Source organism: Modestobacter marinus (assembly GCF_019799945.1).
Taxonomy (GTDB): domain Bacteria; phylum Actinomycetota; class Actinomycetes; order Mycobacteriales; family Geodermatophilaceae; genus Modestobacter; species Modestobacter marinus_B.
This window is the reverse complement of the sequence record NZ_JABGCH010000003.1, coordinates 266,298-292,916: the sequence shown is the minus strand read 5'-3', so window position 1 is coordinate 292,916 and position 26,619 is coordinate 266,298. Positions and strand designations below refer to the sequence as shown.

The window sequence follows — 26,619 nt, the reverse complement described above, 5'->3', positions numbered from 1 at the left end:
GACGGCGCGGGCCGTACCCTCGTCATGTGAGCCTGCCTGATCCCGCCGAGCTGGTCCCCGGCCTGGACCGGTGGCGGAGTCTGCCCGCCGCCCAGCAGCCGGAGTGGCCCGACCGGGCCGCGCTGGACGCCGTGCTGTCCACCCTGACGTCGGTGCCGCCGATCGTCGCGCCCAGCGAGGTCGACACCCTGCGGGCCCAGCTCGCCGAGGTCGCCCAGGGCCGGGCGTTCCTGCTGCAGGGCGGTGACTGCGCGGAGACCTTCGACCTCAACACCGAGCCGCACCTGCAGGCGACCACCCGCACGCTGCTGCAGATGGCCGTCGTGCTCACCTACGGGGCGAGCGTGCCGGTCGTCAAGGTGGGCCGGGTGGCCGGGCAGTACGCCAAGCCGCGCAGCTCGAACATCGACGCGCTGGGCCTGCCGTCCTACCGCGGCGACATGGTCAACTCGCTGGAGCCGGTGCTCGAGAAGCGCGTCCCCGACCCGAACCGGCTGGTCCGGGCGTACGCGAACTCGGCCGCCGCGATGAACATGATCCGCGCCTACGCGCGCGGCGGGCTGGCCGACCTGCACGCGGTCCACGACTGGAACAAGGACTTCGTCGCGAGCTCGCCGGCCGGCGTCCGCTACGAGGTGATCGCCCGCGAGATCGACCGGGCTCTGGCGTTCATGTCCGCCTGCGGGGTGGACGACGCGGCGCTGCGCCAGGTGGAGCTGTACTGCAGCCACGAGGCGCTGATCCTGGACTACGAGCGGGCGCTGCTGCGCGTGCACGAGGGCCGGGCGTACGACCTGTCGGCGCACTTCGTCTGGGTCGGCGAGCGCACCCGCCAGCTGGACGGCGCGCACGTCGAGTTCGCCTCGAGGATCGCCAACCCGATCGGCGTCAAGATCGGCCCGACGACGACCCCGGAGCAGGCGGTCGAGCTGGTCGAGCGGCTCGACCCGGAGCGCCTCCCGGGCCGGCTCACCCTGATCAGCCGGATGGGCAACGGCAAGATCCGCGACGTGCTGCCCGGCATCGTGGAGAAGGTCACCGCCGGTGGCCACCAGGTGGTCTGGCAGTGCGACCCGATGCACGGCAACACGCACGAGTCCCCGAGCGGCTACAAGACCCGGCACTTCGACCGCGTCGTCGACGAGGTGCTCGGTTTCTTCGACGTGCACCGCGCGCTGGGCACCTGGCCCGGCGGCATCCACGTCGAGCTGACCGGTGAGGACGTCACCGAGTGCCTCGGGGGCGCCATGGAGATCAGCGACGACGACCTGAACAGTCGCTACGAGACCGCGTGTGATCCGCGGCTGAACACCGGCCAGTCGCTCGAGCTGGCCTTCCTCGTCACGGAGATGCTGCGCGGCTGATGTACGGGATCGACACCGACAACCCCACCCCTGTTGCCGGGGCGGTTGACCTGCGCTCGGACACCCTCACCCGGCCCACCCCCGCGATGCGCCGGGCGATGGCCGAGGCCGAGGTCGGCGACGACGTCTACCGCGAGGACCCGACGGTCAACGCGCTCGAGGAGCGGACCGCCGACCTCTTCGGGCACGAGGCCGCGCTGTTCGTCCCCTCCGGCACGATGGGCAACCAGATCGGCCTGCGGCTGGTGTGCGAGCCCGGCCAGGAGGTCCTCGGCGACGCCGACGCGCACGTCTTCACCTACGAGATGGGCGCCGCCGCGGCACTGTTCGGGCTGTCCAGCCGCACCGTGGTCTCCGGCAGCGGGGGCGGTGACGCCGGCCGGGTGTCCGCGGCGCAGCTGATCGCCCAGGTGCGGCCGAAGGACGACTGGCACGTCACCCCGACCGCCGCGATCGCCGTGGAGAACACGCACAACCGCGGTGGCGGCCTGGTCCAGCCGCTGGAGGAGCTGCAGACCCTGTTCGACTGGACGCGGCAGCACGACGTGGCCGTGCACCTGGACGGGGCGCGGATCTGGAACGCGCACGTGGCCTCCGGGGTGCCGCTGTCCACCTACGGGCGGCTGTCCGACACCGCGTCGGTCTGCCTGTCCAAGGGCCTCGGCGTCCCGATCGGGTCGGTGCTCGTGGCGAGCGAGGACCGGATCGCCGCCGCCCGGCTCTGGCGCAAGCGGCTCGGCGGGGGCATGCGGCAGGTCGGCGTGCTCGCCGCGGCCGCGCTGTACGCCCTGGACAACCACCTCGAGCGGCTCGCCGAGGACCACGAGCACGCTCGGCTGCTGGCCGAGCGGCTCGGCGTCGACCCGGCCACGGTGGAGACCAACATGGTCGTCGTCGAGGGCGTCCCGGCCGCCGCGGTGGCGGCCGCGGCCCGCGCCCAGGGGGTGCTGGTCGGTCAGGTGAGCGCGACCCGGATCCGGCTGGTGACCCACCTGGACGTCGACCGGGCCGGTGTCGATCGCGCGGCGAAGGTGCTCACCGAGGTGATGGCGGAGCTGCCCGCCGCCTGACGGCGGTCGCTCACCGTCAGGCGGCGGCGGGCACCTCGGCGCCGTCCCGGAGGGCGCACAGCAGCGCGATGTCCGCGGCGTGGCCGCCCCAGTCGCTGCCGTGCCCGACGCTCGGGGTCTCCACCACGACCGGCACGCCGGCCATCAGCGGGTGCGTGAGCAGCTCGCCGAACGGCGCGGCACCGATCGAGCCGGCGCCGATGGTCGTGTGCCGGTCCCGGGTGGAGCCGCAGCCGTCGAGGGAGTCGTTGGCGTGCACCAGGCCCAGCCGGCCCGGTCCCACGGTCGCCTCCAACGCCTCCAGCGCGGCGGCCATGCCACCGGGGGTGGCGAGGTCGTGCCCGGCCGCCCAGGCGTGGCAGGTGTCGAAGCAGACCCCGACCGCCGGGTGGCCGTCCAGCGCGGCGAGGTAGGGGCCGAGGTCCTCCACCGTGGCCGCGAGCGACCTGCCGCCGCCCGCGGTGGGCTCGACCAGCAACCGCGGAGCGCCCTCGGGCAGCTCGTCGAGCACCGGCAGCAGCCGCTCGTGCAGCTGGCCGAGCGCCGCCTCGTAGCGGTCCTCGCCGACCGCGGAACCGGCGTGCACGACCACCCCGGCGCAGCCGAGCTGGACGCCGCGCTGCAGCGAGTGCCGGATGGTGGCGATCGACTGCTCGACGGTCGCCTCGCTCGGCGAGCCGACGTTGACCAGGAACGGCGTGTGGATGAACGAGGGCACGCCGCGCTCGCCGCACCCGGCGGTGAACGCGGCGTCCTGGGCCGGGTTGCCGGCGCTGGGCCGCCAGCCGCGGGGGTTGCCGACGAACACCTGGACGGCGCGGGCGCCGACGGCGTCGGCGTAGGGCAGCCCGCCCTTGGCGAGGCCCCCCTTGACCTGGATGTGCGCCCCGATCGGGGGCAGGGCGGCAACGTGCGAGATCATGAGGGAGGGATCACCCGAAGCTGATGAGGATCTTGACGGTGGTGCCCAGGTCGACGAGCTCGCCGGCCTTGGGGCTCTGCTGGAACACGCGGTTGCCCGAGATGAACTGGGTGGACTCGGCGGCCAGCCCGGCGGCCTGCAGCGCCGCCGTCGCCTCGTCCTCGGACATGCCGACGACGTCGGGCACGGTCACCTGCGGCAGGCCGACCGAGACGGTGATGGTCACCGCGCTGCCGTAGGGCTGCGCCCCGCCCGGCGCGGGGGCGACCGCCATGACCGCGCCGGTGGGGACGTCGGCGCTGCGGCCCTCGTCGCGCTGCACGGTGAACCCGAGCTGCTCCAGGGTGTCCTGGGCGGCGTCCGGCTCCTGGCCCACCACGTTCGGCACCTCGACCGGGGCCCGGCCCTGGGAGACGACCAGGGTGACCACGTCGCCCCGCTTGAGCTGGGTGCCGGCGGCCGGGTCGAAGCGGATGACGCTGCCGCTGGGCACGTCGTCGCTGTACTCGGTGGCGTTGTCCAGCTGCACGGGCAGCTCGCCCAGCGCCGCCTGGACCTCCTCCAGCGGCCGGCCGGCCAGCGCGGTGTCGACGGTGAACCGTTCCACGCCCTTGGAGACCACGAGCGTGACGTCGGAGCCCCGGATCAGCTCGCCCTCGCCGGGGTCGGCGGACAGGACGACGCCCTCCGGCACGGTCTCGCTGAACTGCTCCTCGCCGAACGCCGGGTCCAGGCCGGCCTCCTGCAGCCGGCCGATGGCGGTCTGCTCGTCGGCGCCGACGAGCTCGGGCACGGTGGTCCAGCGCCCGGAGCCCAGCCACCAGCCGATCGCGCCGATGGTGACCGCGAGCAGCAGGACCAGCGTGAGCGCGAAGCGGGCGCGCCGGCGGCGGATGTGCGGGGGCACCCCGGGCCGGACGGCCGGCGGACGCGGGCCCGCGCCCCGGACCTGCCCCGTCGGGCCGCTGTCGGTGCCTGGCAGCACGGTGGTGCCGCGGGACCGGCCGCCGAGCGTCTCGGGGCGCGGAGCGGTGCTCCGGCCCGGCACGCTGGCGTCGCGCGGCCGCGGCGCGGAGGGACGGCTGGTGGGCCGCAGGGTGCCCGGGGACTCGACCGGCCGCCCGGTGGGCACCGGCATCCGGCCGATGCCGAGGTCGCTGCGCAGGTCGGTGAGCTCGGCCAGGAACGCCCCGGCGTCCAGCGGGCGGGCCGCGGGGTCCCGGCGCGTGGTGCGGGCGACCAGCTCGTCGACCTGCCAGGGCAGGTCGGGCACCTCGGCCGACGGCGCGGGGACGTCGTGGTGCACGTGCTGGTAGGCCACCGCCAGCGGGGTGTCACCGGCGTAGGGCGGATGCCCGGTGAGCAGCTCGTAGAGCATGACGCCGGCGGCGTAGACGTCGCTGCGCGCGTCGCTGCGACCCCGCTCCAGCTGCTCGGGGGAGAGGTAGGCGACGGTGCCGATGAGCACGCCGCCGGTATGGCTGGTCTGCCCGGTGCCGGCCACCGCGCGGGCCAGCCCGAAGTCGGCGACCTTGACCTGGCCGTCGGTGGAGATCAGCACGTTCTCGGGCTTGATGTCGCGGTGCACGATGCCGGCCCGGTGCGCGGCGGTCAGCCCGGACAGCACCGGCTCCAGGACGGCGAACGTCTCGCCCACGGTGAGCCGGCCCCGGGCCTGGAGCAGGTCGCGCAGCGTCCGGCCGCGGACCAGCTCCATGACCAGGTAGACCAGGCCCTGGTCGGCGCCCTGGTCGCTCACCGAGACGACGTTGGGGTGGCTGAGCATGGCCGTGGCCCGCGCCTCGCGGGTGAACCGGTCGACGAACGCCGGGTCGTGGGCCAGGTGCTCGGCCATCACCTTGACCGCGACCGTGCGGTGCAGGCGCAGGTCGGTGGCGGCGTAGACGGTGGACATGCCGCCACGCGCCAGGCGCTCCTCGAGGCGGTAACGCCCTTCGAGGAGCAGGCCGACCACGGGGTCGGTCACGACGGTGTCCACGCGGCGAGTCTAGGAGCGGATGCGCGGCGGTGGACGAAACGACGCGGACCCGTCGGGGACATGAGGCTGCTGGGGCAGGACTGGCTGGACGGACCGGTGGGGGAGTGTCGAACCGCTGGTCGCCGCAGGGGCCGACCGTCCAGCCCGGGAGGCCGCGCGGGCCGCGCCGGGGCGCGCCCTAGGCTGAGGACGTGGACACGCTCACCCCCGCGGAGGTCGCGGCGCAGCTCGGGACCTCGCCGAACCGGGTCCGGCAGCTGCTGCGCGAGCGCAAGCTCCTCGCCGTCCCGGGCAGTGGCAACAGCAAGATCCCCGCCGACTTCCTGCAGGACGGCGCCGTGCTGCGTCACCTCCCGGGGTTGCTGACCGTGCTGTTCGACGGCGGGTACACCGAGCAGGACGCGTTCGACTGGCTGTTCCGCCCCGACGACACGCTGCCCGGCACCCCGGTCGAGGCCCTGCGCGACGACCGGCACACCGAGGTCACCCGGCGGGCCCAGGCGCTGGCGTACTGACCCGGTCCGGCCCGATCCGGGCGAGCTGCGCGGCGGTCAGCCGGCGGGCGAACACCGCCAGGCGCCGCGGCCGCGAGACGCGCACCCGGCGGTCGAGCACCCGGTGCTCCGCCCGCTCGATCTCGGTGAGGATCCCCCCGTACAGGGCGGTCGCCGCCCGCACGCAGTCCCGGGACTCCCGGGCCAGCAGGGGCGCGCCGGGCGCCGCGTCGTCGTAGCGGCGGCGGGTCACCGCCACCATCTCGCGCATCAGGTCCCGGAAGCCGGGGGAGTGGCGCCGGGCCACCAGCTGTTCCCGGGTGACGCCGTGCGCCGCCATCAGGTCCGCGGGCAGGTAGACCCGGCCCCGGTCGGCGTCCTCGCCGACGTCGCGCAGGAAGTTGGTGAGCTGGAAGGCCTCGCCCAGCGCGATCGCGTGCGGCGCGGCCTCCTCCCGGGTCACGCCGGGCGCGGTGCCCAGCACCGGCAGCACCTGCAGGCCGATCACCGCCGCGGAGCCCCACATGTACCGGTCCAGCGCGGCCAGGTCGGCGTAGCCGGTGACCTCCAGGTCGCTGCTCATCGCGGCCAGGAAGTCGACCAGGTGCTCGACCGGGATCGCGTACCGCCGGTAGGTGTGCACCAGCGCCAGCCGGACCGGGTCGTCGGACCACCCGGCGTCCAGCTCGGCCAGCACGGCGCGGGACCAGTCGCCGAGGTCGCCGGCCGGGTCGGCGCCCGGGACGTCGACGAGGTCGTCGGCGGTGCGGGCCGCGGCGTACAGCGCGTGCACGGCGGGCCGGCGGTCGGCGGTGAGCAGGCGGGTGGCCAGGTGGTAGCTCTTGCCGTGCCGGGCGGCGATCGCCGCGCAGTGCCGGTAGGCCGCGTCGAGGGCGGCCTGCTGCTCCGCCCGGGTCGGGGGGATGGTCATCGGGCTCCCGTGATCCGCTCGGCGGCCAGCCGGCCGCTCATCACCACCATCGGGACGCCGACCCCCGGCTGCACCGAGGAGCCGGCCAGCACCACGTTCACCGGCCCGCGGCGGGGGAGCGTCGACGGCCGGAAGGGGCCGGTCTGCCCGAACGTGTGCGCGAGGGCGAACGGGGTGCCCGCCGCCATGCCCTGGGCCGCCCAGTCGACCGGGGTCAGCACCTCCTCGACCTCGACGGCGTCCCCGATGCCGGTCCAGCCGCGGGCGTCCAGGACGCCCAGCAGCTCGTCGCGGTAGCGCGGGGTGAGCACCGGCCAGTCCAGGTCGGGGTTGCCGCCGCTGCGCGGGTCGAGGTTCGGGGTGGGGGCGACGACGCTCAGCACCTGACCGCCCTCCGGGGCCAGCGACCGGTCGGTGACCGACGGCATGCTGACCAGCAGGCTCGGGTCGCTCATCGGCCGCCCGTCGCGGGTCAGCTCGCGGAACACCTCCGACCACGAGGCGCCGAAGCTGATCGTGTGGTGCGCCTGCCCGGGCAGCGCCGCGCGGACGCCGAGGTGCAGGGCCACGCAGGACGGCGAGTGCACCGGCCGCCGCGGGCCGCGGAGCCCGGGCACCAGCCGGTGCGGGGCGTCGGCGGTCACGACGACGGCGTCCGCGGGCAGCCGGTCGCCGTCCGCGAGCCGGACCCCGGACACCCGGTCGCCGCGCGTCTCCAGCTCCGCGACCTCCGCGCCGTACCGGAGGACGACGCCGGCGTCGGCGGCCGCGGCGGCCATCGCCCGGGGGACGGCGCCGATCCCGCCCTCCGGGTGCCACACCCCGGCGCCGATGTCCAGCTGCGCGATGACGGCGTAGGCGGCGATCGCCCGGTACGGCGAGACCCCCGCGTACAGCGCCTGGAAGCTGAACAGCCGGCGCAGCCGCTCGTCGGTGAACGCCGCGGCCACGTGGGAGGACAGCCGCCGGAAGCCCCCGCGCCGGACCAGCCGCACCAGCTCGGGACCGGCCAGGTCGAGCGGTGAGTCGAGGTTGCGGTCGATGAACGTCCGCAGCTGCAGGCGGTACAGCTCGGCGAGGTCGTCCAGGTAACGGTGCAGCGCGGCCGCCTCCGCCGGGCCGCACAGCCGCTCCACCTCGGCGGCGAAGGCCGCCCGGTCGGCGTGCACGTCCAGGTGCGAGCCGTCGGCGAACCGGGCGCGGTAGGTGGTCGCCAGCGGGGTGAGCCGCAGCCGGTCCTCCAGCCGGTCGCCGACCGCGGCGAAGGCCTCGGCGAGCACCTCGGGCGCGGTGAACACCGAGGGCCCGGTGTCCAGCGTGTAGCCGGCCCGCCGCACCACGCCGGCCCGGCCGCCGGGGCCCTCGCCCCGTTCGACGAGGGTGACCTCCCGGCCGGCGCCGCGCAGGCGCAGCGCGGCGGAGAGCCCGGCGAGGCCGGCGCCCACGACGACCACCCGGTCGGTGCGCCCGGGGACCGTCCTCACGCGGAGCGGGAGGTGGCCGCGACGGCGAGCGCGTCGAGCGCGGCGCGCGCGTCCTCGGTGATCGGTGCCGCCGCGATGGCGGCACGGGCCAGCGCGGTGCGCTCGGTGATCCGCTCCTCGACCCGGGCGCGGGCTCCGGTGGACTCGATCAGCCGGCGCAGTTCCTCGAACTGGTCCGGCCCGGCGGTGGGGTCACCGAGGCCCTCGGCCAGCAGCCGCCGGCCGGCGGCGTCGGCCGCCTCCTCGGCGAGCGCGATGAGCAGCGTCTGCTTGCCCTCGCGCAGGTCGTCGTCGGCGGACTTGCCGGTGACCGAGGGGTCGCCGAACACGCCCAGCACGTCGTCGCGCAGCTGGAACGCCTCGCCCAGCGGCAGGCCGATGGCGGTGTAGGCGTCCACGGCGCGCGGTCCGGCCCCGGCGATGGCCGCGCCCAGCTGCAGCGGGCGCTGCACCGTGTAACCGGCGCTCTTGTACCGGGCGACGGTGAGCGCGCCCTGCGGCCCGGGCAGCCCGCCCGCGGCCCGCAGCAGGTCCAGGTACTGCCCGGCCGTCACCTCGGTGCGCATGGTGTCCCAGACCGTGCGGGCCCGGGTGAGCGTGGCGCCGGCGATGCCCGAGCGGCGCAGCAGCTCGTCGGACCACACCAGCGCCAGGTCGCCGACCAGGATCGCCGCGCCCACGCCGAAGGTGTCGCCGTCCCCGGTGAGCCCGTCCGCGCCGTGCCGGCCGGCGAAGCCGACGTGCGTGGCGGGGCGGCCGCGGCGGGTGAACGCGCCGTCCATGACGTCGTCGTGCACGAGGGCGCTGGCGTGGACGAACTCCAGCGCGGCCACCGCGCGGAGCACCGCGTCGTCGTCCTCGGCCGGTCCGGGTGCGTCGGCGGCGAGGCCGCGCCAGCCCCAGTAGGCGAACAGCGGGCGCAGTCGCTTGCCCCCGTCGGCGAGGGCGCAGACCTCGTCGACGACCGGGGTCAGCGCCGCGTCCATGGCGGCCAGGGTGCGGCGCTGCTCGGCCAGGAAGCCGGTGAGGGCGGCGCCCACGGCGGTGCGGACCCGGTCGAGGTCGGCGGCGTCGGTCGACGGGGCCGGGAGGCCGGGGGAACTGTGCAGGGGCTGCGTCCCGACGGTCACCAGGCCAGTATCGCCCGATCTGATCGACGACGTCCCGTCCAGGGTGTCAGTTGCCTGATACCAGAGCATGCGGGTCCTCCTCCCGGCGGCCGCGGGCGCGGCGACACCCCCTCTTCCGCCGGAGCTGCCCGATCGGATGCACCGACGCTGCGTACCCTGTGCCCTCATGAGCGGCACCGTGCGGGAGTTGGTGGCGCAGTCGCGGCCCACCTGGTCCTTCGAGTTCTTCCCGCCTCGGGACGAGGCCGCCGAGGCGCAGCTGTGGACCGCGCTGCGGGAACTGGAGCGGCTGCGGCCCTCCTTCGTCTCCGTCACCTACGGCGCGGGCGGCTCCACGCGCGAGGGCACCGTCGCGGTCACCGAGCGGATCGCCGCCGAGACGACGATGCTCCCGCTCGCCCACCTGACCGCCGTGAACCACAGCGTGGCGGAGCTGCGGCACGTGGTGAGCCGGCTGGCGGCCGCCGGGGTGCGCAACCTGCTGGCCCTGCGCGGCGACCCGCCGGGCGCCGACCCGCAGGCCGAGTGGGTCGCGCATCCCCAGGGGCTGCGGTACGCCGCCGAGCTGGTCGAGCTGATCAAGACCATGGGCGACTTCTCCGTGGGTGTCGCGGCCTTTCCGGAGCGGCACCCTCGCTCGCCGGACTTCGACTCCGACACCGACATGTTCGTGGCCAAGTGCCGCGCCGGCGCGGACTTCGCGATCACCCAGATGTTCTTCCGGGTCGAGGACTACCTGCGGCTGCGGGACCGGGTGACGGCCCGGGGCTGCGACGTCCCGGTCATCGCCGGGGTCATGCCGGTCACCAGCGCCCGGCAGATCAACCGGATCGTGCAGCTGTCCGGGCAGGCCTTCCCGCCCGAGCTCGCCGCGCGCTTCGCCGAGCTCGACGGGGACACCCCGGAGGCCAAGAAGGCGGTGCGGGCCTTCGGCGTGGAGGTGGCGACCGGGATGTGCCAGCAGCTGCTCGCCGAGGGCGTGCCCGGCATCCACTTCATCACCATGAACCGGTCGACGGCCACGCGGGAGGTGTACGCCGCGCTGGCCGGGGAGAGCGTCCCCGTGCCGGCCTCCCCGTCGGCGCTCAGCGCGCCGGTGCGCTGAGCAGCTCCTCGGCCGTCCGCGCCGCGCGGCGCAGCCCCTCCCGCTCGGCGGCGTAGCCCCCGGCCACACCGACCACCGGGAACTGGGACAGCGCCCGGTGGTGCCACTTGCCCTTGGGGCGGGCGTCGAGGGCGTCGTCGATGCGGCTCAGCAGCCGGGCCACCCGCCACAGGCTGCGGGCCGCGCCGCTCACGCCGCGGCTGCGCTCCGCGCCGAGGGCCTCCTCGACGTAGACGCCGCGGACGCGCAGCAGCAGCGGCTCGACCCGCCCGGCCGGGAGGTCCCGGTCCAGCAGCACCCGGGCCAGCAGCGCGATCCGCTCGGCAGGGTCGTCGACGTGGTGCTCCGCGGCGACACCGAGGACGACGAGCGCCTGCACCGCCGACCCCACGGTGTTCTGCAGCGGCAGCAGGTCGGCGAGCTTGCCGGCGAACCGGGGTGCGGCCGAGATCCCGGCGGCGACGCGGGTGACCCGGTCGGCCCACCAGTCGGCGCGCTCGGCCAGGGGGAGGGCGGGCGGCCGGTCCAGCCGCTGCACCAGCGGGCCGAGCACCCGGTCGACCCGGCGCAGGACGTCGACGACGACGGCGTCGCTGATCGGTGCGGCCATGCCGGAACCGTAGGCGGCCCGCCGGTCGCCCGCCCGTCAGCCGCCCGGACGTTCCCGCGGGAACGCCGGCTGCGCCGAGACCGGGTCGTCGGGCACTCCGGGTCGGCTGGGTGCCCCATCACCCCGATCCGGGTGTCGGCGAGCACACCGCGGCGGTTCCGCGGAACCGCCGGTCCGGATCGCTACGGTGCGCGGGTGATCATGACCGCCGCCATCCTGGCCTGCGTCGTCCTGGCGGGGCTCGCCGTCTTCCAGGGCCTGCTCGTCGCCGGGGCGCCGCTGGGCCGGTTCGCCTGGGGTGGCCGGCACCGGGTGCTGCCGACCGGCCTGCGGTTCGGCAGCGTCGTGTCGATCGTCGCCTACGTGCTCGTCGGGGTGGTGCTCGTGGCGGCGGCCCGGCGGTCGGCCGGGGCGGCCGACGTCGCCGTGTGGGTGCTGACCGGCTACTTCGTGCTCGGCATCGGGATGAACGCGACCAGCCGGAGCCGCCCGGAGCGGCTGGTGATGACGCCGGTCGTCGCGCTGCTCGCCGGCTGCTGCCTGGTGGTCGCGCTGGGCTGAGGACCGAGCGGCTCAAGGCGGTCAGCGGGGGACGTCGGGCGGCTCGGCCAGGGGCGCGCGGGTGCGGGTCATCAGGTCGACGAGGTCGGTCATCGCCCCGCGGACGGCGGCGATCCGCTCGGCCACGTCGCCGAGTCCGCCGTCCCCCCGCCCGGACGGGTACGCGGTCTCGACGGTGAGCCCGTCGACCTCCACGGCGCTGCGCTCCATCCGCTCGAGGTCGGCGAGGTGCTGCAGCTCCACCGAGAGCGCGGCGGCCTGGTCACGGTGCCGGATGAGCGCGTCGGCGCGGTGGCCGAGCCGGCGGGCGGCGTCGTCCAGGGCGGTCTGCTGGCGGTCCCAGAACTCGGCGGCCGGGCCGGTGGGGCGCAGGCCGAGCCGGCTGCGGGCCTGCCGGATGCGCGAGGCCAGGTCGACGATCTGGCGCACCTCCGCGTCGCCGTCGAAGGCGGTCCGGGTGGCGGCCAGGTACGGGGAGTGCCACGACGGCTCGCGCACCGTCTCGGCCCAGGCGCGGCTCGCGGCGCCGGCGACGCGGGCCTCGATGGTGTCCCAGGCGGCCAGGCTCGCCTCGGGGGACACCGGGTGGGCCGGGAGGGCGGCGCGGGCGGCGTTCTCCCGGTGCTGCACCACCAGGACCCCGGCAGCCGGGACGAGCAGCCCCAGCCCGCCGGTGAACATCAGCAGCAGGACGGCGAGGACCCACTTCTGGTCGGTGTCCAGCGCGCGCCACTGCCGGCCGCACCAGACCAGCCACTCCTGGGCGACCAGCCAGTCGCGGGCCTGCTCCCAGAGCGGGGACTCGGGACCTGGCGAGCGGTCCGGCGGTGGCGTGATGACCAGCCGGCCGTCGGTGAGGTAGCGGTCCGGCCACAGCGGCCGGGAGCCCTCGGCGCTCACCGCGCCCGTCCCGTGCTGCCCAGCCGACGCACTCCGTGTCCTCTCCGTTCCGCAAGGTCCGGGCTGCACCTTCCCCCATGCGGCGACGGAGGGGGAAGAGGCGCGGCGTGGCGGGCGGACGGCGACCGGTGGTGATCACCTCCCGCCGGTGGCTGTCTCACGCGTGCGGAGACCGCCGTCAGCGCGTGGTGATCACGGCTCGCGAGGGTGAACTGGCCAGCCCGGGCGGGCTTGACTGGCCGGCGGCGCCGGGCGAACCATGGTCCGCGACGATCCGAGCTGGGCGAGGCCTGCCATGACCGTTTCGACGCAGCGACCGGAACCGGGCGATCTCCGCACCCGTGTGACGGGGGCCGTGACCGGGCCGCAGGACCCCGGCTACGACGAGGCCCGCGCCGTGTGGAACGCGATGATCGACTGTCGACCATGGGGTGTGGTCCGCGCCGCCGACGTGGGGGACGTGGCGACGACGATCACCTTCGCACGGGACCACGGGCTGGACCTGGCAGTGCGCGGGGGTGGTCACAACGTCGCCGGAAAGGGAACGGTCGATGACGGTCTGGTGCTGGACCTGGCCGACCTCCACGCCGTGTCGGTCGATGCGGCGGCGTCGACCGTGCGAGTCGAAGCGGGGGCCTCGCTGACCCACGTCGACGCGGCCACCGAGCCGCACGGGCTCGTCGTGCCGGCCGGGGTGGTGTCCACCACGGGCATCGCCGGGCTCACGCTGGGTGGGGGCGTCGGTTGGCTGACTCGGCGGTACGGGCTGACCGCCGACAACCTGGTCTCGGTCGAGTTGGTGACCGCCGACGGCGGGCAGCTCACGGCGAGCGAGACCGAGCATCCCGACCTGTTCTGGGCGCTGCACGGCGGCGGCGGGAACTTCGGCGTGGTCACGGCCTTCACCTTCCGGGCGTACTCCCACGGGCCGCAGCTGTTCGCCGGCAACTTCGTCTACCGGCAGGACCGGTGGCGGCAGGCCTGGACGGCGCTCGAGCTGTGGACGCGGGACCTGCCGGACGAGATGACGACGATCACCACGTCACTCACCCCGCCGCCCGCCGCTGAGATGGGTGACGAGCCGCTCCTGCTGCTCGGGTTTGCGTGGGCGTCCGCGGATCGTGCGGCCGGGGAGGCGCAGGTCAGGCGCCTGCGTGAGCTCGCCCCGCCGGACGCGGAAGAGGTCGGGGACACGCGGTGGGTCGAGTGGCAAGCGGCCTACGACTTTCTCCTCCCGAAAGGCGTGCGGGCCTACTGGCGCAACACCTCCTTCGACCGGCTCGACGACGCGGTGATCGACGTGCTGCTCCGCCGGGGGGCGGAGCAGACGTGGACCGGCACCGCCTTCGACGTCCACCACCTCGGCGGCGCATTCGGCCGCGTGCCCGAAGAGGCCACCCCGTTCCCCAACCGGGCCGCCCGCTTCTGGCTGAACATGTACGGGTTCTGGAGCGACGTCGCCGACGATGCCTCCCGGATCGCGTTCGTCCGCGGCATGTCCGCGGACATGGAGCCGTTCTCCACCGGCGGCCAGTACATCAACTGGCAGGGCGCCGAGCCGACCGGTCACCGCGGGTTGGATCCCCGTGCGGTCTTCGGACCCACGAAGCACCAGCGCCTCGTCGACGTGAAGCGGCGCTACGACCCCGAGAACGTCTTCCACGTCAACCAGAACATCGCCCCGGTGTGAGTCCCGGCGACGGACGCGCACCAGGACGGGTCTCCGCAGTCCGGGGGGCAGCAGGAGCTGACGCGGCTGGCAGGTCCTTCCCCGCCGATCCGGACGACCTCGTACCGTTGAGCCGGAGCCCGCGAGGTCAGCTGTCCGGCCCGGCGGCCCGCAGTCGCTGGTCGAGGAGGGCGTCGAGCTCCGGGAGGAGCACGACGCTCTCCTGCTCGTTCGGGTCGGTGCGGGCGATCACCGCCCGCAGGGGCGTGCTGCCGGTGTTGACCGGCAGGTGCGGCACGCCGGCCGGGATGTAGACGAAGTCGCCGGGCCGCACGACCTCGTGGTGGGCGAGCCCGTCGCCCCACCACATCTCGCTGTCGCCCTCCAGCACGTACACGGCGGACTCGTGGTGCTCGTGCAGGTGCGCCGTGCCGCGCCCGCCGGGCGGCACGACCAGCGTGTGCAGGCAGAGGCCGCGGGCGCCGGCGGACTGGGCGGACACCCCGGCGCCGTAGTCCAGCCCCTGCTTGCCCGTGTAACCGTCCCCCGGCCGGACGACCCGGCAGGCCGGGCTGGTGTCGTCCATCGCGTCCCCTCCCGCTGGTGGTCCGGCCAGCCTGCTCGCCGGCGGGACGGGGCACAACGGAATGCGCGGTCGCCGCCGGACCCGTCGTACCGTCGAGCCGTGGGGAGGCCGCGGACGGGGGCAGCTGCCCGCTGGGCTCTCGTCGGCGGAGGGGTCGCCGTCCTGCTGGTGCTGCCGCCGCTGATCGACGCGCTCCCGGCCGCGGACGCGCCGACCTCCGCGGTCGACCTGCGCACGCGGGCGCTCGGCTCGGCCGGTGTCGCGTTCGCGGGGTACGCCCAGTCCGCGGGCGGCCTGGACCTGCCGGTGGGGGAGCAGCTCACCGACGCGGCGGACCTGTTCAGCGACCGGACGACGATGCGCGCCTGGTACCGCGGTCCCGCGGACTGGCGGGTGGACGTCGTCACCCCGACCGGGGAGACCGGGGTGCACGCCGACGGGTGCGGCACGTGGACCTGGGACTGGGAGGACGCCGTCGCCACGTGGTCCGAGCCCGGCCCGCTCGCCTTCCCCAGCCCCTCGGACCTGCTGCCCAGCGCGCTGGGCCGGCGCCTGTTGTCGGAGGCGGCCGAGGACGAGCTGTCCCGGCTGGGCGCCGAGCGGGTCGCCGGCCGGGACGCCCTCGGGCTGCGGGTGGAGCCGGCCGCGGAGGCGGCGTCGGTGCCCCGGGTGGACGTGTGGGTCGACCGGGCGACCGGCCTGCCGCTGCGGGTGCAGGTGTGGGGCGACGACGCCGCCGAGCCCGCGATGGACACCAGCTTCCTGGAGCTCGACCTGACGGTCCCGCCGGCCGAGGTCACCGCGTTCACCGTGCCCGAGGGCGCGGAGGTGCGGGAGGGCCAGGCGGAGCAGCTGCTGCAGGCTGCCGACCGCGACCGGCGCCGCGGCCCGGCGCTGCCGTCGTCCCTGGCCGGGCTGGACCGGCGCGTGGTCGAGGGGGCGCCCCGGTCGGTCGGCGTCTACGGCCGCGGGGTGACCCTGCTCGCCGTCGGCGTGCTGCCCGACCGGGCCGCCGCCGGGCTGCGCGCCGAGCTGTCCCGGGCGCCCGGGGCCGTGGTCGACCCGCTCGGGACCCGGATCGCCGCCGGCCCGCTGGGGCTGATGATCGTCGACGGACCCGACGGCGCGCTCCTGCTCACCGGCACGGTCACCCTCGACGCGCTGGCGGCAGCGGCCACCGACCTGACCGGGAGGGCCGGATGAGCACGGTGATCGGGACCACCGGGCTGGTCAAGCGGTACGGCCAGCTGCGCGCGGTGGACGGGATCGACCTCGACGTGCGGCCGGGGGACGTCTACGGCTTCCTGGGCGCGAACGGCTCGGGCAAGACGACGACGGTGCGGATGCTGCTCGGGCTGGTGCTGCCCACCGAGGGCGAGGTGCGGCTGCTGGGCGAGCCGATGCCGAAGGCGGCCCGGCGGGTGCTGCCCCGGGTGGGCGCGCTCGTCGAGGGCCCCGCGCACTACGGCCACCTGTCGGGGCGGGCCAACCTGGCCCTGGTCGACGCCGCCGGGCCGGGGGGCTCCCGGCGGACCCGGCGGGCGCGGATCGAGACGGTGCTGGAGCAGGTGGGGCTCGCCGGGGTGGGCCGCAAGCCGGCGCGGGCCTACTCGCTGGGCATGCGGCAGCGGCTGGGCCTGGCCGCCGCGCTGCTGCGCCGGCCGGAGCTGCTGGTCCTCGACGAGCCGACCAACGGCCTGGACCCGCAGGGCATCCACGAGATCCGCGACCTGCTGCTGCAGCTCAACCGCGAGGGCACCACCGTCTTCCTGTCCAGCCACCTGCTGGCCGAGGTCGAGCAGATGTGCACCCGGATCGGCGTGCTCGACCGGGGCCGGCTGGTGCTGCAGGACGAGCTGGCCCGCCTCACCTCGCCCACCGGCGCGACCATCGTGGAGACCCCCGAGCCGGACCGGGTGCGCGCGGCGCTGGACGGCCGGGTGCTGTCGGTGACCGCCGGCCGGGCGGTCGTGCGCGGCGCGGACCCCGCCGAGGTCAACGCCGCGCTGGTGGCCGCCGGGGTGCCGGTGCACGGGCTGGCGCTGGAACGGCCGAGCCTGGAGGCGGTGGTGCTGGCCGCGGCGCGCACCAGCTCCGACCGGGTCGACGCGCCGGGCGAGCGGAGCCGCCGGTGATCGTCGTCGAGCTGCGCAAGCTGTTCCGCCGCCCGCGCACCTGGGTGACGATCGGGCTGCTCAACGCGCTGCCGGTGCTGGTGGCGGTGCTGCTGGCGTGGACCGACCTCGCGCCCCGGCCGGGGGAGGGGCCGGCGTTCCTCTCCGCCGTCCTCACCAACGGCACGCTCTACCCGCTGGCCGCCCTCGCGATCGTGCTGCCGCTGTTCCTCCCGATCGCCGTCTCGGTGGTGGCCGGCGAGGCGGTGGCCGGGGAGGCGCAGGGCGGCACGCTGCGGTACCTGCTGGCCCGGCCGGCCGGCCGGACCCGGCTGCTGGTGGCCAAGCTGATCGCGGTGGTCGCCTTCGTGGTGGTGACCGTCGTGGTGGTCGCCGGGGTCGGCTACGTGGTCGGGCGGCTGCTGTTCGAGGTCCAGCCGACCGGCGGGACGGCGCTGTCCGGGACGTCGCTGACCTCGCAGGAGCTCGCCGTCCGCACCCTGCTGGCGATCGGCTACGTGACCGTCTCGATGCTCGGGGTCGCCGCCTTCGCGCTGTTCTTCTCCACGCTCACCGACTCCCCGCTCGGCGCCACGCTGGGGGCGCTCGCCGTCCTCATCGCCTCGTCGCTGCTGTTCACCCTGGACGCGGCGTCGTCGTTCGCGCCCTACCTGCCGACCCGGTACTGGCTGGCGTTCGTCGACCTGTTCCGCGACCCGATCCTGTGGCGGGACGTCGTCCGGGGCGTGGCGCTGCAGGCGGTCTACGTGGTGGTGCTGCTGGGCGCCGCGTGGGCGAACTTCACCACGAAGGACGTCACCAGCTGAGCGGGTCGTCCTAGCGGGCGGCCGCGCCGGGGCGCTGTTCGGGGACGGGCAGGGGGCGCGGCTGGGCCCGCAGCACGGTGCCCGCCGAGCCGGGGTCCCGCCGCTCGGGCACGGCCGGGGCGCCGCCGTCCGGCCCCGCGCCGGCGGCGGGCGCCGGGCGGCCGAGGTGGTAGCCCTGGCCGTGGTCGACGCCGAGCGCGCGCAGCGCCTCCAGCTCCCCGGCGCTCTCGATCCCCTCGGCGACCACGGTCAGCTCCAGCGTCTTGCCGAGCGCGACGATCGCGCCGACGACCGCCCGGTCCTGCGAGCTGCTGGCGATCCCCTCGACGAACGCCTTGTCGATCTTCAGGACGTCGATGGGGAAGCGGCGCAGGTAGCTCAGCGACGAGTAGCCGGTGCCGAAGTCGTCCAGGGCCAGCCGGACGCCGAGCGCCTTGACCTCCAGCAGCTTGGTGCTGGTGCTGGCGGCGTCCTCGACGAACAGCGACTCGGTGATCTCCAGGCAGAGCAGCCCGGCGTCCAGCCCGGACTCCTCCAGCGCGCTGCGCAGGTGACCGACGAGGTCGGGGTGCTGGAACTGGCGCACCGAGACGTTGACGCTGACCCGGGTGCGGGAGCCGGGGTCCGACCGCTGCCAGGCCGCGGCCTGCCGGCACACCTCGTGCAGGATCCAGCGGCCGATCGGGACGATCAGGCCGGTCTCCTCGGCGAGCGGGATGAACTCCGCCGGGGGGACCAGCCCCCGCTCGGGGTGCTGCCAGCGGACCAGCGCCTCGAACCCGGTCACCTGCCCGCCGGTGAGCTCGACGATCGGCTGGTAGTGCAGCACGAACTGCCCGGACCCCAGGGCCCGGTGCAGGTCGGCGCGCAACTGCTCCCGGTCGACGACGGCGGTGTGGTGGCTGGGCTGGAAGACCGCGTAGCGGCCCTTGCCGGTGGTCTTGGCGACGTACATGGCGACGTCGGCCGCGCGCAGCAGCGGCATCCCGCTGGCCGCGCAGGTGGCCGAGGTGGCGATGCCGATGCTCAGGCCGGCCGTGCAGGACCGCTCGGCGATCGTGATGGGCCGGCGCAGGCTGGCGAGGATGCGCTCGGCCATCCCCTCGGCCGTGACGGCCGTCTGGTCACCGGGCCCGCCGACCAGCAGCACGGCGAACTCGTCGCCGGACAGCCGGGCCAGGGTGTCGTCGGCGCGCAGGCAGCCGCTCATCCGGGCGGCCACCGTCTGCAGCAGCCGGTCACCGCCCTCGTGCCCGAGGTCGTCGTTGATCGTCTTGAGGTTGTCCAGGTCCAGGAACAGCACCGCCAGCGGGGTGCCGGTGGTCCGCTCTAGCTCCTCGGCGGCCCGCAGGCGCTCCATGAACATCACCCGGTTGGGCAGGCCGGTGAGCGCGTCGTGGTACGCCTGCTCGCGCAGCTTCTCCTCGAGCTCCCGGCGGTCGCTCACGTCCCGGGTGGTCAGCACGATGCCGGCCACGGCCGGGTCGCCGAGCAGGTCGTTGAGCACGGTCTCGGTCCAGCGCCAGGAGCCGTTGCGGTGGCGCATCCGCGAGGCCACCGACGCGGCGGGCGGGCGGCCGTCGACCGCGTCCCGGAGGTGCGCGGCGAAGGTGGCGGCGTCCCCGGGGTGCAGCAGGGCGCGCACGTCGCTGCCCAGCAGCGTCGCCGGGGGATAGCCGAGGACCCAGCCGACCGACGGGGTCTGGTAGGTGATCGTCCCGGCGGAGTCGACGACGGTGATGACGTCGGAGGCGTTGCGGACCAGGGACCGGAAGTGCTCGCCGTCCTCCAGCGCGTCCAGCAGGCTGTTGAACGCCTGCGCGGTTTCCCCGAGCTCGTCGACGGAGTCCACCTCGATCCGGGTCGACCCGGACCAGTCCCCGCTGCGGCTGGCCGAGCCGATCGAGTCGGCGACCGACCGCAGGTGGGAGCTGAGCACCGCCAGCCGCCCCCCGACCACCCACCGGCACAGCGCGTAGCTGAGCCCGCTGACCAGGAAGCCCGCGACCAGGCAGGCCACCTGGAAGGAGGTCCGGCCGGCATAACGGTCGGGGACCCCGAGCACCGTGGCGAACGGGGGGAACACCAGCCCGACGACCAGCCCGAAACCGACCATGTAGATGGCCAGGTCCCAGAAGACCCGGCGGGTCAGCCGGACCCCGCTCCGGCGGCCGGCGGTGGGGCTGGGCTCCGGCGGGGGTGTCCTCACACCGAGGAGCATCGACGTTCCGGCGGCCTGGTTGACCGGGGCTCCCCCCGAAGGGGTCATGCCGGGCGCGGCGGCCGCCGATGACACGCCCATGCGCAGCGCACCCTCCAGCGACCCCGGACCGCTGCTGGGAACGGGCCTGCGGGTGCCCGTCGTCGGCGGCGGGATGCGCGCCTACGTCGACCTGGACACCGCGGCGACCAGCCCCGCGTCGGTGGCGGTGGCCCGGGCGGTGGCGGACTTCCTGCCCTGGTACTCCAGCGTGCACCGGGGCGCCGGCGCCCGGTCCCAGTACGCGAGCGCCCGCTACGAGTCAGCCCGCGACACCCTCCTCGGGTTCGTCGGCGCGGACCCCGCGACGCACGTGGCCCTCTTCCCCCGCAACACCACCGAGGCGCTGAACGTCCTGGCCTTCCGGCTGGGCCTCACCTCCGACGACGTGGTGCTGACCACGGCCGTGGAGCACCATGCGAACCTGCTGCCCTGGCGGCGGCACGCCCGGCTGCGGGTCGTCGAGGTCGACGCGGCGGGCACCTTCGGCCCGGAGGACGTGGTCGCCGCCCTGGAGCAGCGCCCGGTGTCCCGCGTGCTGACGCTGACCGGCGCCTCCAACGTGACCGGCTGGCTGCCGGACCTGGGCCGGATCGCCGCCGCCGCGCGGGAGCGCGGGGTGCTGGTGGTCGTCGACGCCGCCCAGCTGGCCGGGCACCGGCCCATCGACATGACCGCGCTGGGGATCGACGTCCTGGCGCTGTCCGGGCACAAGATGGGGGCGCCCTACGGGGCCGGCGCGCTGGTCGGCCCCCGGGACCTGTTCAGCTCCGGCGAGCCGCTGCTGGTCGGCGGCGGCGCGGTGCGGGCGGTCTCCTTCGACGACGTCGTCTGGGCCGACGGTCCCGACCGGGACGAGGCCGGCTCGCCCAACGTGCTCGGCGTGGTGGCCCTGGCCGCGGCGGCGGAGGAGTTCGGCCCGGCAGCGTGGCCGGCCCTGCTGGCGCACGAGCGTGCCCTCACCGCCGCCCTGGACGCCGAGCTGGCCACCGTGCCGGGCCTGCGGCGGCTCGGGCCGGGGAGCGGGGACCGGCTGCCGGTCGCCGCGTTCATCCTCGACGGCGTGCCGCACGCGCTGGTGGCCGCCCGGCTGTCGCACGAGCACGCGATCGGCGTGCGCAACGGCTGCTTCTGCGCCCACCCCTACATGAGCCGGCTGCTGTCGCTGACCGAGGAGCAGGTGCGCCGTTTCCACCGCGACGCCGCCGCCGGCCGGGTCGACCTGCCCGGGGCGGTGCGGGCCAGCGCCAACCGCGGGACGTCGCCGGCAGACGTGGCGGCCCTGGGCACGGCGTTGCGGGCGATCGCCGGCACGCCCGGGGACGGCGACCGCTACCGGCTCGACGAGCACGGCCAGTACGTCCCGGCCGCACCGTCCCTCACCGTCGTCAGGAGCTAGCGCGCACCAGCCGGTAGTGCGCCGCGGCCGGGGAGGCCTCGTACTCGGCGCAGGTCAGGGGCGGGGCGTCCGCGAGGTCGCCGAGCAGGCGCTCGCCGGAGCCGAGCAGCACGGGGACGACGACCACGTGCAGCTCGTCGACCAGCCCGGCCCGCAGGTACTGCCGGACCGTCGCTGCGCCACCGGCGAGCCGCACGTCCGCGCCCTCCGCCGCCGCGAACGCCTGCGCCAGCGCGGACTCGATGCCGTCACTGACGAAGGTGAACGTCGTCCCGCCGGCCATCTCCTGCGGCTGCCGTGGGTGGTGGGTGAGCACGAACACCGGGTGGTGGAAGGGCGGGTCCTCGCCCCACCAGCCCGTCCACGCCGGCCCCGTCCACTCGCCGCGGATCGGGCCGAACATGTTCCGGCCCATGATCGTCGCGCCGATGCCCGTCTCGCTGCGGGCCAGCCAGTCGTCGTCGACGCCGGTCGCCCCGCCGGACCCGCCGTGGGCCGCCTGGCCGGTGCGGGTGTCGAACATCCAGGTGTGCAGCTGCTCGCCGCCCACCCCGAGCGGGTCGTCGGTGCTCTGGCGGGGCCCGGCGGCGTAGCCGTCCAGCGACACGGACAGGTTGGACACGCGGAGTCTGGGCATGGGCGTAGGACTCCTCCTGGTCGCCGCACTCATCGCCCGGCCACGACGGAGCGCTCCCGGCGGCGGCCGGCGACCTCCTCGCCCAGGCGTCGCCGCAGCTCGGCCCGGGGGAGCACCGCCCGGGGCCGCAGCCCCGGCGCCGAGACGGCGACGCTGCCCGCGGCCACCTCGGCGTCCCCGAGGACGGCGACGTAGGCGTCCCGCCGCTCGTGCGCCTCCCGCACCCGGGCGGGGAGCGATCCGCGCTCGTCGACGACCGCGCGGATCCCCGCCGCGGCCAGCTCCGCCGCCAGCTCCCCCGCGGGGCCGGCGTGCTGCTCGCCGACGGGGAGGACCCGGACCTGCACCGGGGCCAGCCAGGTGGGCAGCCGGCCGGCGGAGGACTCCAGCAGGATCGCGGTCAGCCGCTCCATCGAGCTGAGCAGGCCGCGGTGCACCATCACCGGCCGGTGCTTCCGGCCGTCCGCGCCGACGTAGGTCAGGCCGAACCGCTCGGGCTGGTTGTGGTCGACCTGCACGGTGGACAGGGTCTCCTCGCGGCCGCGGCGGTCGGTCACCTGGACGTCGATCTTCGGGCCGTAGAACGCGGCCTCCCCGGGCGCGACCTCGTACGCCAGCCCGGCGTCGTCCAGCGCCTCCCGGAGCTGGGCCTCGGCGGTGCGCCACTGCTCGTCGTCCCCGAGGTACCGGCCGCCGGGGCCGCGCACCGACAGCCGGAACCGGCTGACCTCGATGCCGAGCACCGCGTAGCAGTGCCGGATCGCGTCCAGCGCGAGCCGCACCTCGGCGACGACCTGGTCGGGCCGGCAGAAGGAGTGGGCGTCGTCCAGGTTGATCTGCCGGACCCGGCTCAGCCCGGCCAGCACGCCGGACAGCTCGCTGCGGAACATCGACCCGAGCTCGGCCAGCCGCACGGGCAGGTCCCGGTGGCTGTGCGGGCGGGCGGCGAAGACCTGGGTGTGGTGCGGGCAGTTGGCCGGGCGCAGCACGAAGCTCTCGCCGCCGACGACCATCTCCGGCCACATGTCGGCGGAGAACTTGTCCCAGTGCCCCGAGCGCTCGAACAGCTCACGTTTCGCCAGCACCGGGGTGTAGACCCGCCGGCAGCCCGAGGCCAGGGCCTGCTCGAGGGCGAACCGCTCGAGCTCGGCGCGGACGACCGCGCCGTCGGGCAGCCACAGCGGCAGCCCGGCGCCGACGGCGGGGGTGGTGTCGAACAGGTCGAGGGCCCGTCCGACGGTGGAGTGGTCGGGATCCATGTCGCTTCCTCTCGGGGGAGGGACCGGCCGCCGACAGCAGAGAGCCCCGGGGACCGGTCCCCGGGGCTCGTGCCGTGCGCTGGCTACACGAGGTGCCGGAGACTCTCCGGCGTCGTGGCGGCCAGTGCGATGGGCATGCAGCGACGATGACGGGTCCCCAACCTCCGGTCAACGGAGTTCGGCGGGGCCCCTCCGCCCGGGCAGGCCGACGCCGGCGAGCGGGCGCCCGTCGGAGCCGTGGGCCACGGCGACGGGTGCGCGCCGGCCGGTCCAAATCACGACGACGTGCCCGTGGCGCGGCACGGACAGCACCCGGTCCCCGACGTGCACGCTCGCGGCGGCCGCGCTCACCCGCAGCTCCGCGTAGCTGATCCAGCGCCCGCCCCACGGCATCCGCCGGCCGGCGTCGTCGGCCACCCCTCCGCTGCCCTGCACCACCACGTGCCCGCCGAGCTCCCGGGCGCCCGGCCGGTCCTCGAGGCCGTCGGTCTCCGCGCCGCTGCCGCCGCCGCCCAGGTACACCCAGTCGGCTCCGCGACGCACCAGGACGTGGCACAGGTGCTCGAAGGAGCCCACGCTGCGCCGCACGAACTTCGTGCAGGCGACGTCGCCGTCGACGTCGACGGCCATCGCGGCGAAGCGGCGGCGCCGGCTCAGCCGGGCGGGGTCCTCGGTCAGCCCGTCCGCGATGAGCCGCACGCTCTCGGCCTGCACGTCGTACGCCACGGAGGCACCGTAGGTCCCCGGGCGCTCAGCCCTGCCGCAGCCGGGCGCAGTCGGCGGAGGTGAGCGGCACCGGGTCCCCGGCGGCCAGCTCGGCCAATACCATGCCCTGCACCAGCGGATCGGTGGGCAGCTGCCCGTGCGGCACCGTCGAGTCCGCGCACACCGACTGCACCGGCAGCTCCAGGGCGCCGGCCAGCTCGGCGGACTCCGGCGGGGTGACCGTGGAGTCCGCCGTCGTCCAGATCGACACCCAGGTCGGCCCCTCCGGCGTCTCGTCACCGGCGTTGAGCTCGGCGAGCAGGTCGCTGTCGGTGGTCAGCTGCCGGCACCCGTCCGGGCACTCCGTCGGCGCGTAGCTGGTGGCGAGGTCGGCGACGGTGGTGCCGTGGTGCGGTGACCCGAGCGTGACCACCCGCCGCGCCCGGTCCGCGCCGCCGTCGGCGGCCCACAGCCGGGCGATCACCCCGCCGGCCGAGTAGCCCACCACGTCGACGCTCCTCGCGCCGGTGCGGGCCAGCACCTCGTCGACCGCGGCGTCGAGCGCGGCGGCCGACGCCCGCAGGTCGCCGGTGCCCTGGCCGGGCACCGCGACGACGGTCGCGTCCCGGCCGGCCGCGGTCAGCCGGTCGGCGAGGGAGGACAGCGCGGCGCCCGACCCGCCGTAGCCGGGCACGAGCAGCACCGGCCCGGGGGTCGACTGGTCGGCCGCGGGTACCGGCCGGCGGTGGTCCCGCGTCAGCAGGGGGACGGCGACCGCCAGGACGACGGCCACGACGACTCCCAGCAGGGCCAGCAGGAGGCGGCGGCGGGCGGGGGAGAAGCCGGCGAGCACGCACCCCACTGTGCCCGGCGTGGTCAACTGGGCCCGTGCTGAGCCGCGACGAGTACCTGGCGGCCTGGTCCCGCTGGCACGGCGACGCCGGTCCGGACGACAGCCGGCTGGTCCGCGGCTGGCTCACGCTGGCCTACACCCTCGCCCGGCCGCTCGCCGGGGTGTCCCCGCTCGCGGTGACCGCCACCGGCCTGCTGGTGGCCGCCGCGGCGGTGGCCCCGGCGGCCGCGGGGGGTGGCTGGCTGGTCGCCGCCGGGCTGCTGGTCGCGTTGTCCGGCCTGCTGGACTCGCTCGACGGTGCGCTGGCGATCGCCGGCGGCCGGGCGTCGCGCCGCGGGTTCGTCCTCGACTCGGCGGTCGACCGGCTCACCGAGGTCGCCTACGCGCTCGCCCTCTGGGTCGTCGGCGTCCCGGGGCTGCTGGCCGCGGCCTTCGGCGCGCTGTGCTGGCTGCCCGACTACCTGCGGGCGCGCGCCGGGCAGGCCGGGGTCACCGAGACCGGCGCGATCTCGGTGTGGGAGCGCCCCACCCGGGTGGTGATGACCGGTCTCACCCTCGGGGGCGCCGGGGTCGTGTCCGGCGTCGTCGACCCGGCCGTCGTCGCCACCCTCGGCGCGGCCACCGGCTGCCTGCTCGGGGTGGTCGCCACCGCGCAGCTCGGGCTCCAGCTGCGCCGGGCGCTCACCGACTGACGCCGCCTCCTACCCTGTACCCGCCTCGGTGCCCCTCCCGGTCGCCGTCCCCCGAGGGAGACCCCTGATGTCCGTCGTCGTGACCGGCTCGATCGCCACCGACCACCTGATGACCTTCCCCGGCCGCTTCGCCGACCAGTTCGTCGAGGGCGAGATGCAGAACGTCTCGTTGTCCTTCCTCGTCGACGACCTGGTGCAGCACCGCGGCGGCGCGGGGGCGAACATGGCCTACGGGCTCGGGCTGCTCGGCCTGCACCCGGTGCTGGTCGGCGCGGTGGGCAGCGACTTCGCCGACTACGACGCCTGGCTGACCCGGCACGGCGTCGACACCGCGAGCGTCCGCTGGTCGGAGCTCAAGCACACCGCCCGCTTCACCTGCACGACCGACGCGGCGAACAACCAGATCGCCTCCTTCTACTCGGGTGCGATGAGCGAGGCGTCGCTGATCGAGCTGGCGCCGGTCGAGCGGCGGGTCGGCGCGATCGACCTGGTCGTCGTCGGGCCCAACGACCCGACCGCGATGGTGCAGCACACCCAGGAGTGCCGGGACCGCGGCTACCCGTTCCTCGCCGACCCGTCCCAGCAGCTGGCCTGGGCCGACGGCGAGATGATCCGCGACCTCGTCGACGGCGCCGACCTGCTGTTCACCAACGAGTACGAGCACGCGCTGCTGCTGCAGAAGACCGGCTGGGACGACGACGAGGTGCTCGCCCGGGTGGGCACCTGGGTCACCACCCGGGCGGCCAACGGCGTGCGGGTGGAGCGGGCCGGCGCGGAGCCGATCGAGGTGATCGCCGTCCCGGAGACCAAGCCGGTGGAGCCCACCGGTGGCGGCGACGCGCTGCGGGCGGGGTTCGTCGCGGCCCGGCAGTGGGGGCTGTGCCTGGAGCGGGCCACCCAGGTCGGCTCCGCGGTGGCGACCGCCGCCGTCGAGGTCGTCGGCACGCAGGAGTACGCGCTGCCCCGGGAGCACTTCCTGGGACGGTTCGCCGACGCCTTCGGCGCCGACGCCGCCGACGAGGTCGCGCCCTTCCTGCCGTCCTGACCC

The 26,619-nt window shown here is 75.7% G+C and carries 25 protein-coding genes; 12 read left to right on the top strand and 13 right to left on the bottom strand.

Annotated elements, in window-relative coordinates:
- Positions 1-26: 26 nt before the first annotated feature.
- Both HK417_RS04900 and HK417_RS04895 read left to right on the top strand, forming a co-directional pair.
- Positions 27-1,364, top strand: coding sequence for a class II 3-deoxy-7-phosphoheptulonate synthase (locus HK417_RS04900; RefSeq protein WP_222263898.1), 1,338 nt, complete (start codon positions 27-29; stop codon positions 1,362-1,364).
- Positions 1,364-2,434, top strand: a complete 1,071-nt coding sequence (locus HK417_RS04895; protein ID WP_222263896.1) for a threonine aldolase family protein — start codon at positions 1,364-1,366, stop codon at positions 2,432-2,434. The genes HK417_RS04900 and HK417_RS04895 overlap by 1 nt, the downstream gene beginning before the upstream one ends.
- Positions 2,435-2,450: 16 nt before the next feature.
- Here the strand turns inward: HK417_RS04895 and HK417_RS04890 are convergent, their stop codons facing one another.
- Together HK417_RS04890 and pknB are read right to left on the bottom strand one after the other, a co-directional pair.
- Positions 2,451-3,356 carry a deoxyribonuclease IV gene (locus HK417_RS04890; protein ID WP_261325833.1) on the bottom strand — a complete coding sequence of 302 codons (906 nt, stop codon included), beginning with the start codon at positions 3,354-3,356 and terminating at the stop codon, positions 2,451-2,453.
- A gap of 10 nt (positions 3,357-3,366) precedes the next feature.
- Entirely contained in the window at positions 3,367-5,355 is a 1,989-nt protein-coding gene (gene pknB / locus HK417_RS04885; protein WP_222263894.1) for a Stk1 family PASTA domain-containing Ser/Thr kinase, read from the bottom strand.
- 191 nt (positions 5,356-5,546) lie between these two features.
- Here pknB and HK417_RS26350 point away from each other — a divergent pair, with 191 nt between their 5' ends.
- Positions 5,547-5,870 carry an Rv2175c family DNA-binding protein gene (locus HK417_RS26350; protein WP_222263892.1) on the top strand — a complete coding sequence of 108 codons (324 nt, stop codon included), beginning with the start codon at positions 5,547-5,549 and terminating at the stop codon, positions 5,868-5,870.
- On the opposite strand, the gene HK417_RS04875 is transcribed toward HK417_RS26350, so the two are convergent.
- From HK417_RS04875 to HK417_RS04865, 3 genes are read right to left on the bottom strand one after another with little or no spacing between them, the layout of a single operon-like run.
- On the bottom strand, positions 5,839-6,780 hold the full coding sequence (locus HK417_RS04875; protein WP_222263890.1) for a phytoene/squalene synthase family protein: 942 nt from the start codon (positions 6,778-6,780) through the stop codon (positions 5,839-5,841). The genes HK417_RS26350 and HK417_RS04875 overlap by 32 nt on opposite strands.
- Complete coding sequence (gene crtI, locus HK417_RS04870; RefSeq protein ID WP_222263888.1) at positions 6,777-8,264, bottom strand: phytoene desaturase family protein; 1,488 nt, start codon at positions 8,262-8,264, stop codon at positions 6,777-6,779. The genes HK417_RS04875 and crtI overlap by 4 nt, the downstream gene beginning before the upstream one ends.
- On the bottom strand, positions 8,261-9,394 hold the full coding sequence (locus HK417_RS04865; RefSeq protein ID WP_308123378.1) for a polyprenyl synthetase family protein: 1,134 nt from the start codon (positions 9,392-9,394) through the stop codon (positions 8,261-8,263). The genes crtI and HK417_RS04865 overlap by 4 nt, the downstream gene beginning before the upstream one ends.
- Positions 9,395-9,560: 166 nt before the next feature.
- Between HK417_RS04865 and metF the strand changes: the two genes are divergently transcribed.
- Positions 9,561-10,499 (top strand): methylenetetrahydrofolate reductase [NAD(P)H], encoded by a 939-nt coding sequence (gene metF / locus HK417_RS04860; protein ID WP_222263884.1) that lies wholly within the window; start codon positions 9,561-9,563, stop codon positions 10,497-10,499.
- Here metF and HK417_RS04855 read toward each other — a convergent pair.
- Entirely contained in the window at positions 10,480-11,109 is a 630-nt protein-coding gene (locus tag HK417_RS04855) for a hypothetical protein (RefSeq protein ID WP_222263882.1), read from the bottom strand. The two genes, metF and HK417_RS04855, sit on opposite strands and share 20 nt — an antisense overlap.
- 201 nt (positions 11,110-11,310) lie before the next feature.
- On the opposite strand from HK417_RS04855, the gene HK417_RS04850 reads away from it, so the two are divergent.
- Positions 11,311-11,670: a hypothetical protein gene (locus HK417_RS04850; RefSeq protein WP_261325917.1), complete on the top strand. Its 360-nt coding sequence runs from the start codon at positions 11,311-11,313 to the stop codon at positions 11,668-11,670.
- Positions 11,671-11,691: 21 nt separating this feature from the next.
- On the opposite strand, the gene HK417_RS04845 is transcribed toward HK417_RS04850, so the two are convergent.
- Entirely contained in the window at positions 11,692-12,570 is an 879-nt protein-coding gene (locus tag HK417_RS04845; protein ID WP_222263877.1) for a hypothetical protein, read from the bottom strand.
- A 355-nt stretch (positions 12,571-12,925) separates the two neighbouring features.
- Here HK417_RS04845 and HK417_RS04840 point away from each other — a divergent pair, with 355 nt between their 5' ends.
- A complete protein-coding gene (locus HK417_RS04840; RefSeq protein WP_222263875.1) occupies positions 12,926-14,260 on the top strand; it encodes an FAD-binding oxidoreductase in 1,335 nt (444 codons plus the stop codon).
- A gap of 127 nt (positions 14,261-14,387) precedes the next feature.
- On the opposite strand, the gene HK417_RS04835 is transcribed toward HK417_RS04840, so the two are convergent.
- Positions 14,388-14,825 carry a cupin domain-containing protein gene (locus tag HK417_RS04835; protein ID WP_222263873.1) on the bottom strand — a complete coding sequence of 146 codons (438 nt, stop codon included), beginning with the start codon at positions 14,823-14,825 and terminating at the stop codon, positions 14,388-14,390.
- A 99-nt stretch (positions 14,826-14,924) separates the two neighbouring features.
- Here HK417_RS04835 and HK417_RS04830 point away from each other — a divergent pair, with 99 nt between their 5' ends.
- Genes HK417_RS04830 through HK417_RS04820 form a run of 3 tightly spaced genes read left to right on the top strand, consistent with a single transcriptional unit; the run spans position 14,925 to position 17,766 of the window.
- A complete protein-coding gene (locus HK417_RS04830) occupies positions 14,925-16,028 on the top strand; it encodes a sigma-E factor regulatory protein RseB domain-containing protein (RefSeq protein ID WP_222263871.1) in 1,104 nt (367 codons plus the stop codon).
- Positions 16,025-16,960 carry an ABC transporter ATP-binding protein gene (locus HK417_RS04825; RefSeq protein WP_222263869.1) on the top strand — a complete coding sequence of 312 codons (936 nt, stop codon included), beginning with the start codon at positions 16,025-16,027 and terminating at the stop codon, positions 16,958-16,960. The genes HK417_RS04830 and HK417_RS04825 overlap by 4 nt, the downstream gene beginning before the upstream one ends.
- Positions 16,957-17,766 carry an ABC transporter permease gene (locus HK417_RS04820; RefSeq protein WP_222263867.1) on the top strand — a complete coding sequence of 270 codons (810 nt, stop codon included), beginning with the start codon at positions 16,957-16,959 and terminating at the stop codon, positions 17,764-17,766. Before HK417_RS04825 ends, HK417_RS04820 begins: the two co-directional genes overlap by 4 nt.
- A gap of 10 nt (positions 17,767-17,776) precedes the next feature.
- Here HK417_RS04820 and HK417_RS04815 read toward each other — a convergent pair whose 3' ends face one another.
- Entirely contained in the window at positions 17,777-20,068 is a 2,292-nt protein-coding gene (locus tag HK417_RS04815; protein ID WP_222263865.1) for a putative bifunctional diguanylate cyclase/phosphodiesterase, read from the bottom strand.
- Here HK417_RS04815 and HK417_RS04810 point away from each other — a divergent pair.
- Positions 20,067-21,425 (top strand): aminotransferase class V-fold PLP-dependent enzyme, encoded by a 1,359-nt coding sequence (locus HK417_RS04810; protein WP_222263863.1) that lies wholly within the window; start codon positions 20,067-20,069, stop codon positions 21,423-21,425. The genes HK417_RS04815 and HK417_RS04810 overlap by 2 nt on opposite strands.
- On the opposite strand, the gene HK417_RS04805 is transcribed toward HK417_RS04810, so the two are convergent.
- From HK417_RS04805 to HK417_RS04790, 4 genes are all read right to left on the bottom strand, one after another.
- Complete coding sequence (locus tag HK417_RS04805) at positions 21,415-22,062, bottom strand: dihydrofolate reductase family protein (RefSeq protein WP_222263861.1); 648 nt, start codon at positions 22,060-22,062, stop codon at positions 21,415-21,417. The genes HK417_RS04810 and HK417_RS04805 overlap by 11 nt on opposite strands.
- Positions 22,063-22,091: 29 nt before the next feature.
- Positions 22,092-23,321, bottom strand: coding sequence for a threonine--tRNA ligase (gene thrS / locus HK417_RS04800; protein ID WP_222263859.1), 1,230 nt, complete (start codon positions 23,319-23,321; stop codon positions 22,092-22,094).
- Positions 23,322-23,489: 168 nt separating this feature from the next.
- Positions 23,490-24,047, bottom strand: a complete 558-nt coding sequence (locus HK417_RS04795; RefSeq protein ID WP_222263857.1) for a hypothetical protein — start codon at positions 24,045-24,047, stop codon at positions 23,490-23,492.
- A 25-nt stretch (positions 24,048-24,072) separates the two neighbouring features.
- Positions 24,073-24,879, bottom strand: a complete 807-nt coding sequence (locus HK417_RS04790; RefSeq protein WP_222263855.1) for a lipase family alpha/beta hydrolase — start codon at positions 24,877-24,879, stop codon at positions 24,073-24,075.
- Positions 24,880-24,914: 35 nt separating this feature from the next.
- Between HK417_RS04790 and HK417_RS04785 the strand changes: the two genes are divergently transcribed.
- Positions 24,915-25,571 (top strand): CDP-alcohol phosphatidyltransferase family protein, encoded by a 657-nt coding sequence (locus HK417_RS04785; RefSeq protein WP_222263853.1) that lies wholly within the window; start codon positions 24,915-24,917, stop codon positions 25,569-25,571.
- Positions 25,572-25,638: 67 nt separating this feature from the next.
- The gene (locus HK417_RS04780) at positions 25,639-26,616 is read left to right on the top strand and encodes a carbohydrate kinase family protein (RefSeq protein WP_222263851.1); all 978 of its coding nucleotides are present in this window, start codon (positions 25,639-25,641) and stop codon (positions 26,614-26,616) included.
- The last annotated feature ends 3 nt before the right edge of the window (positions 26,617-26,619 follow it).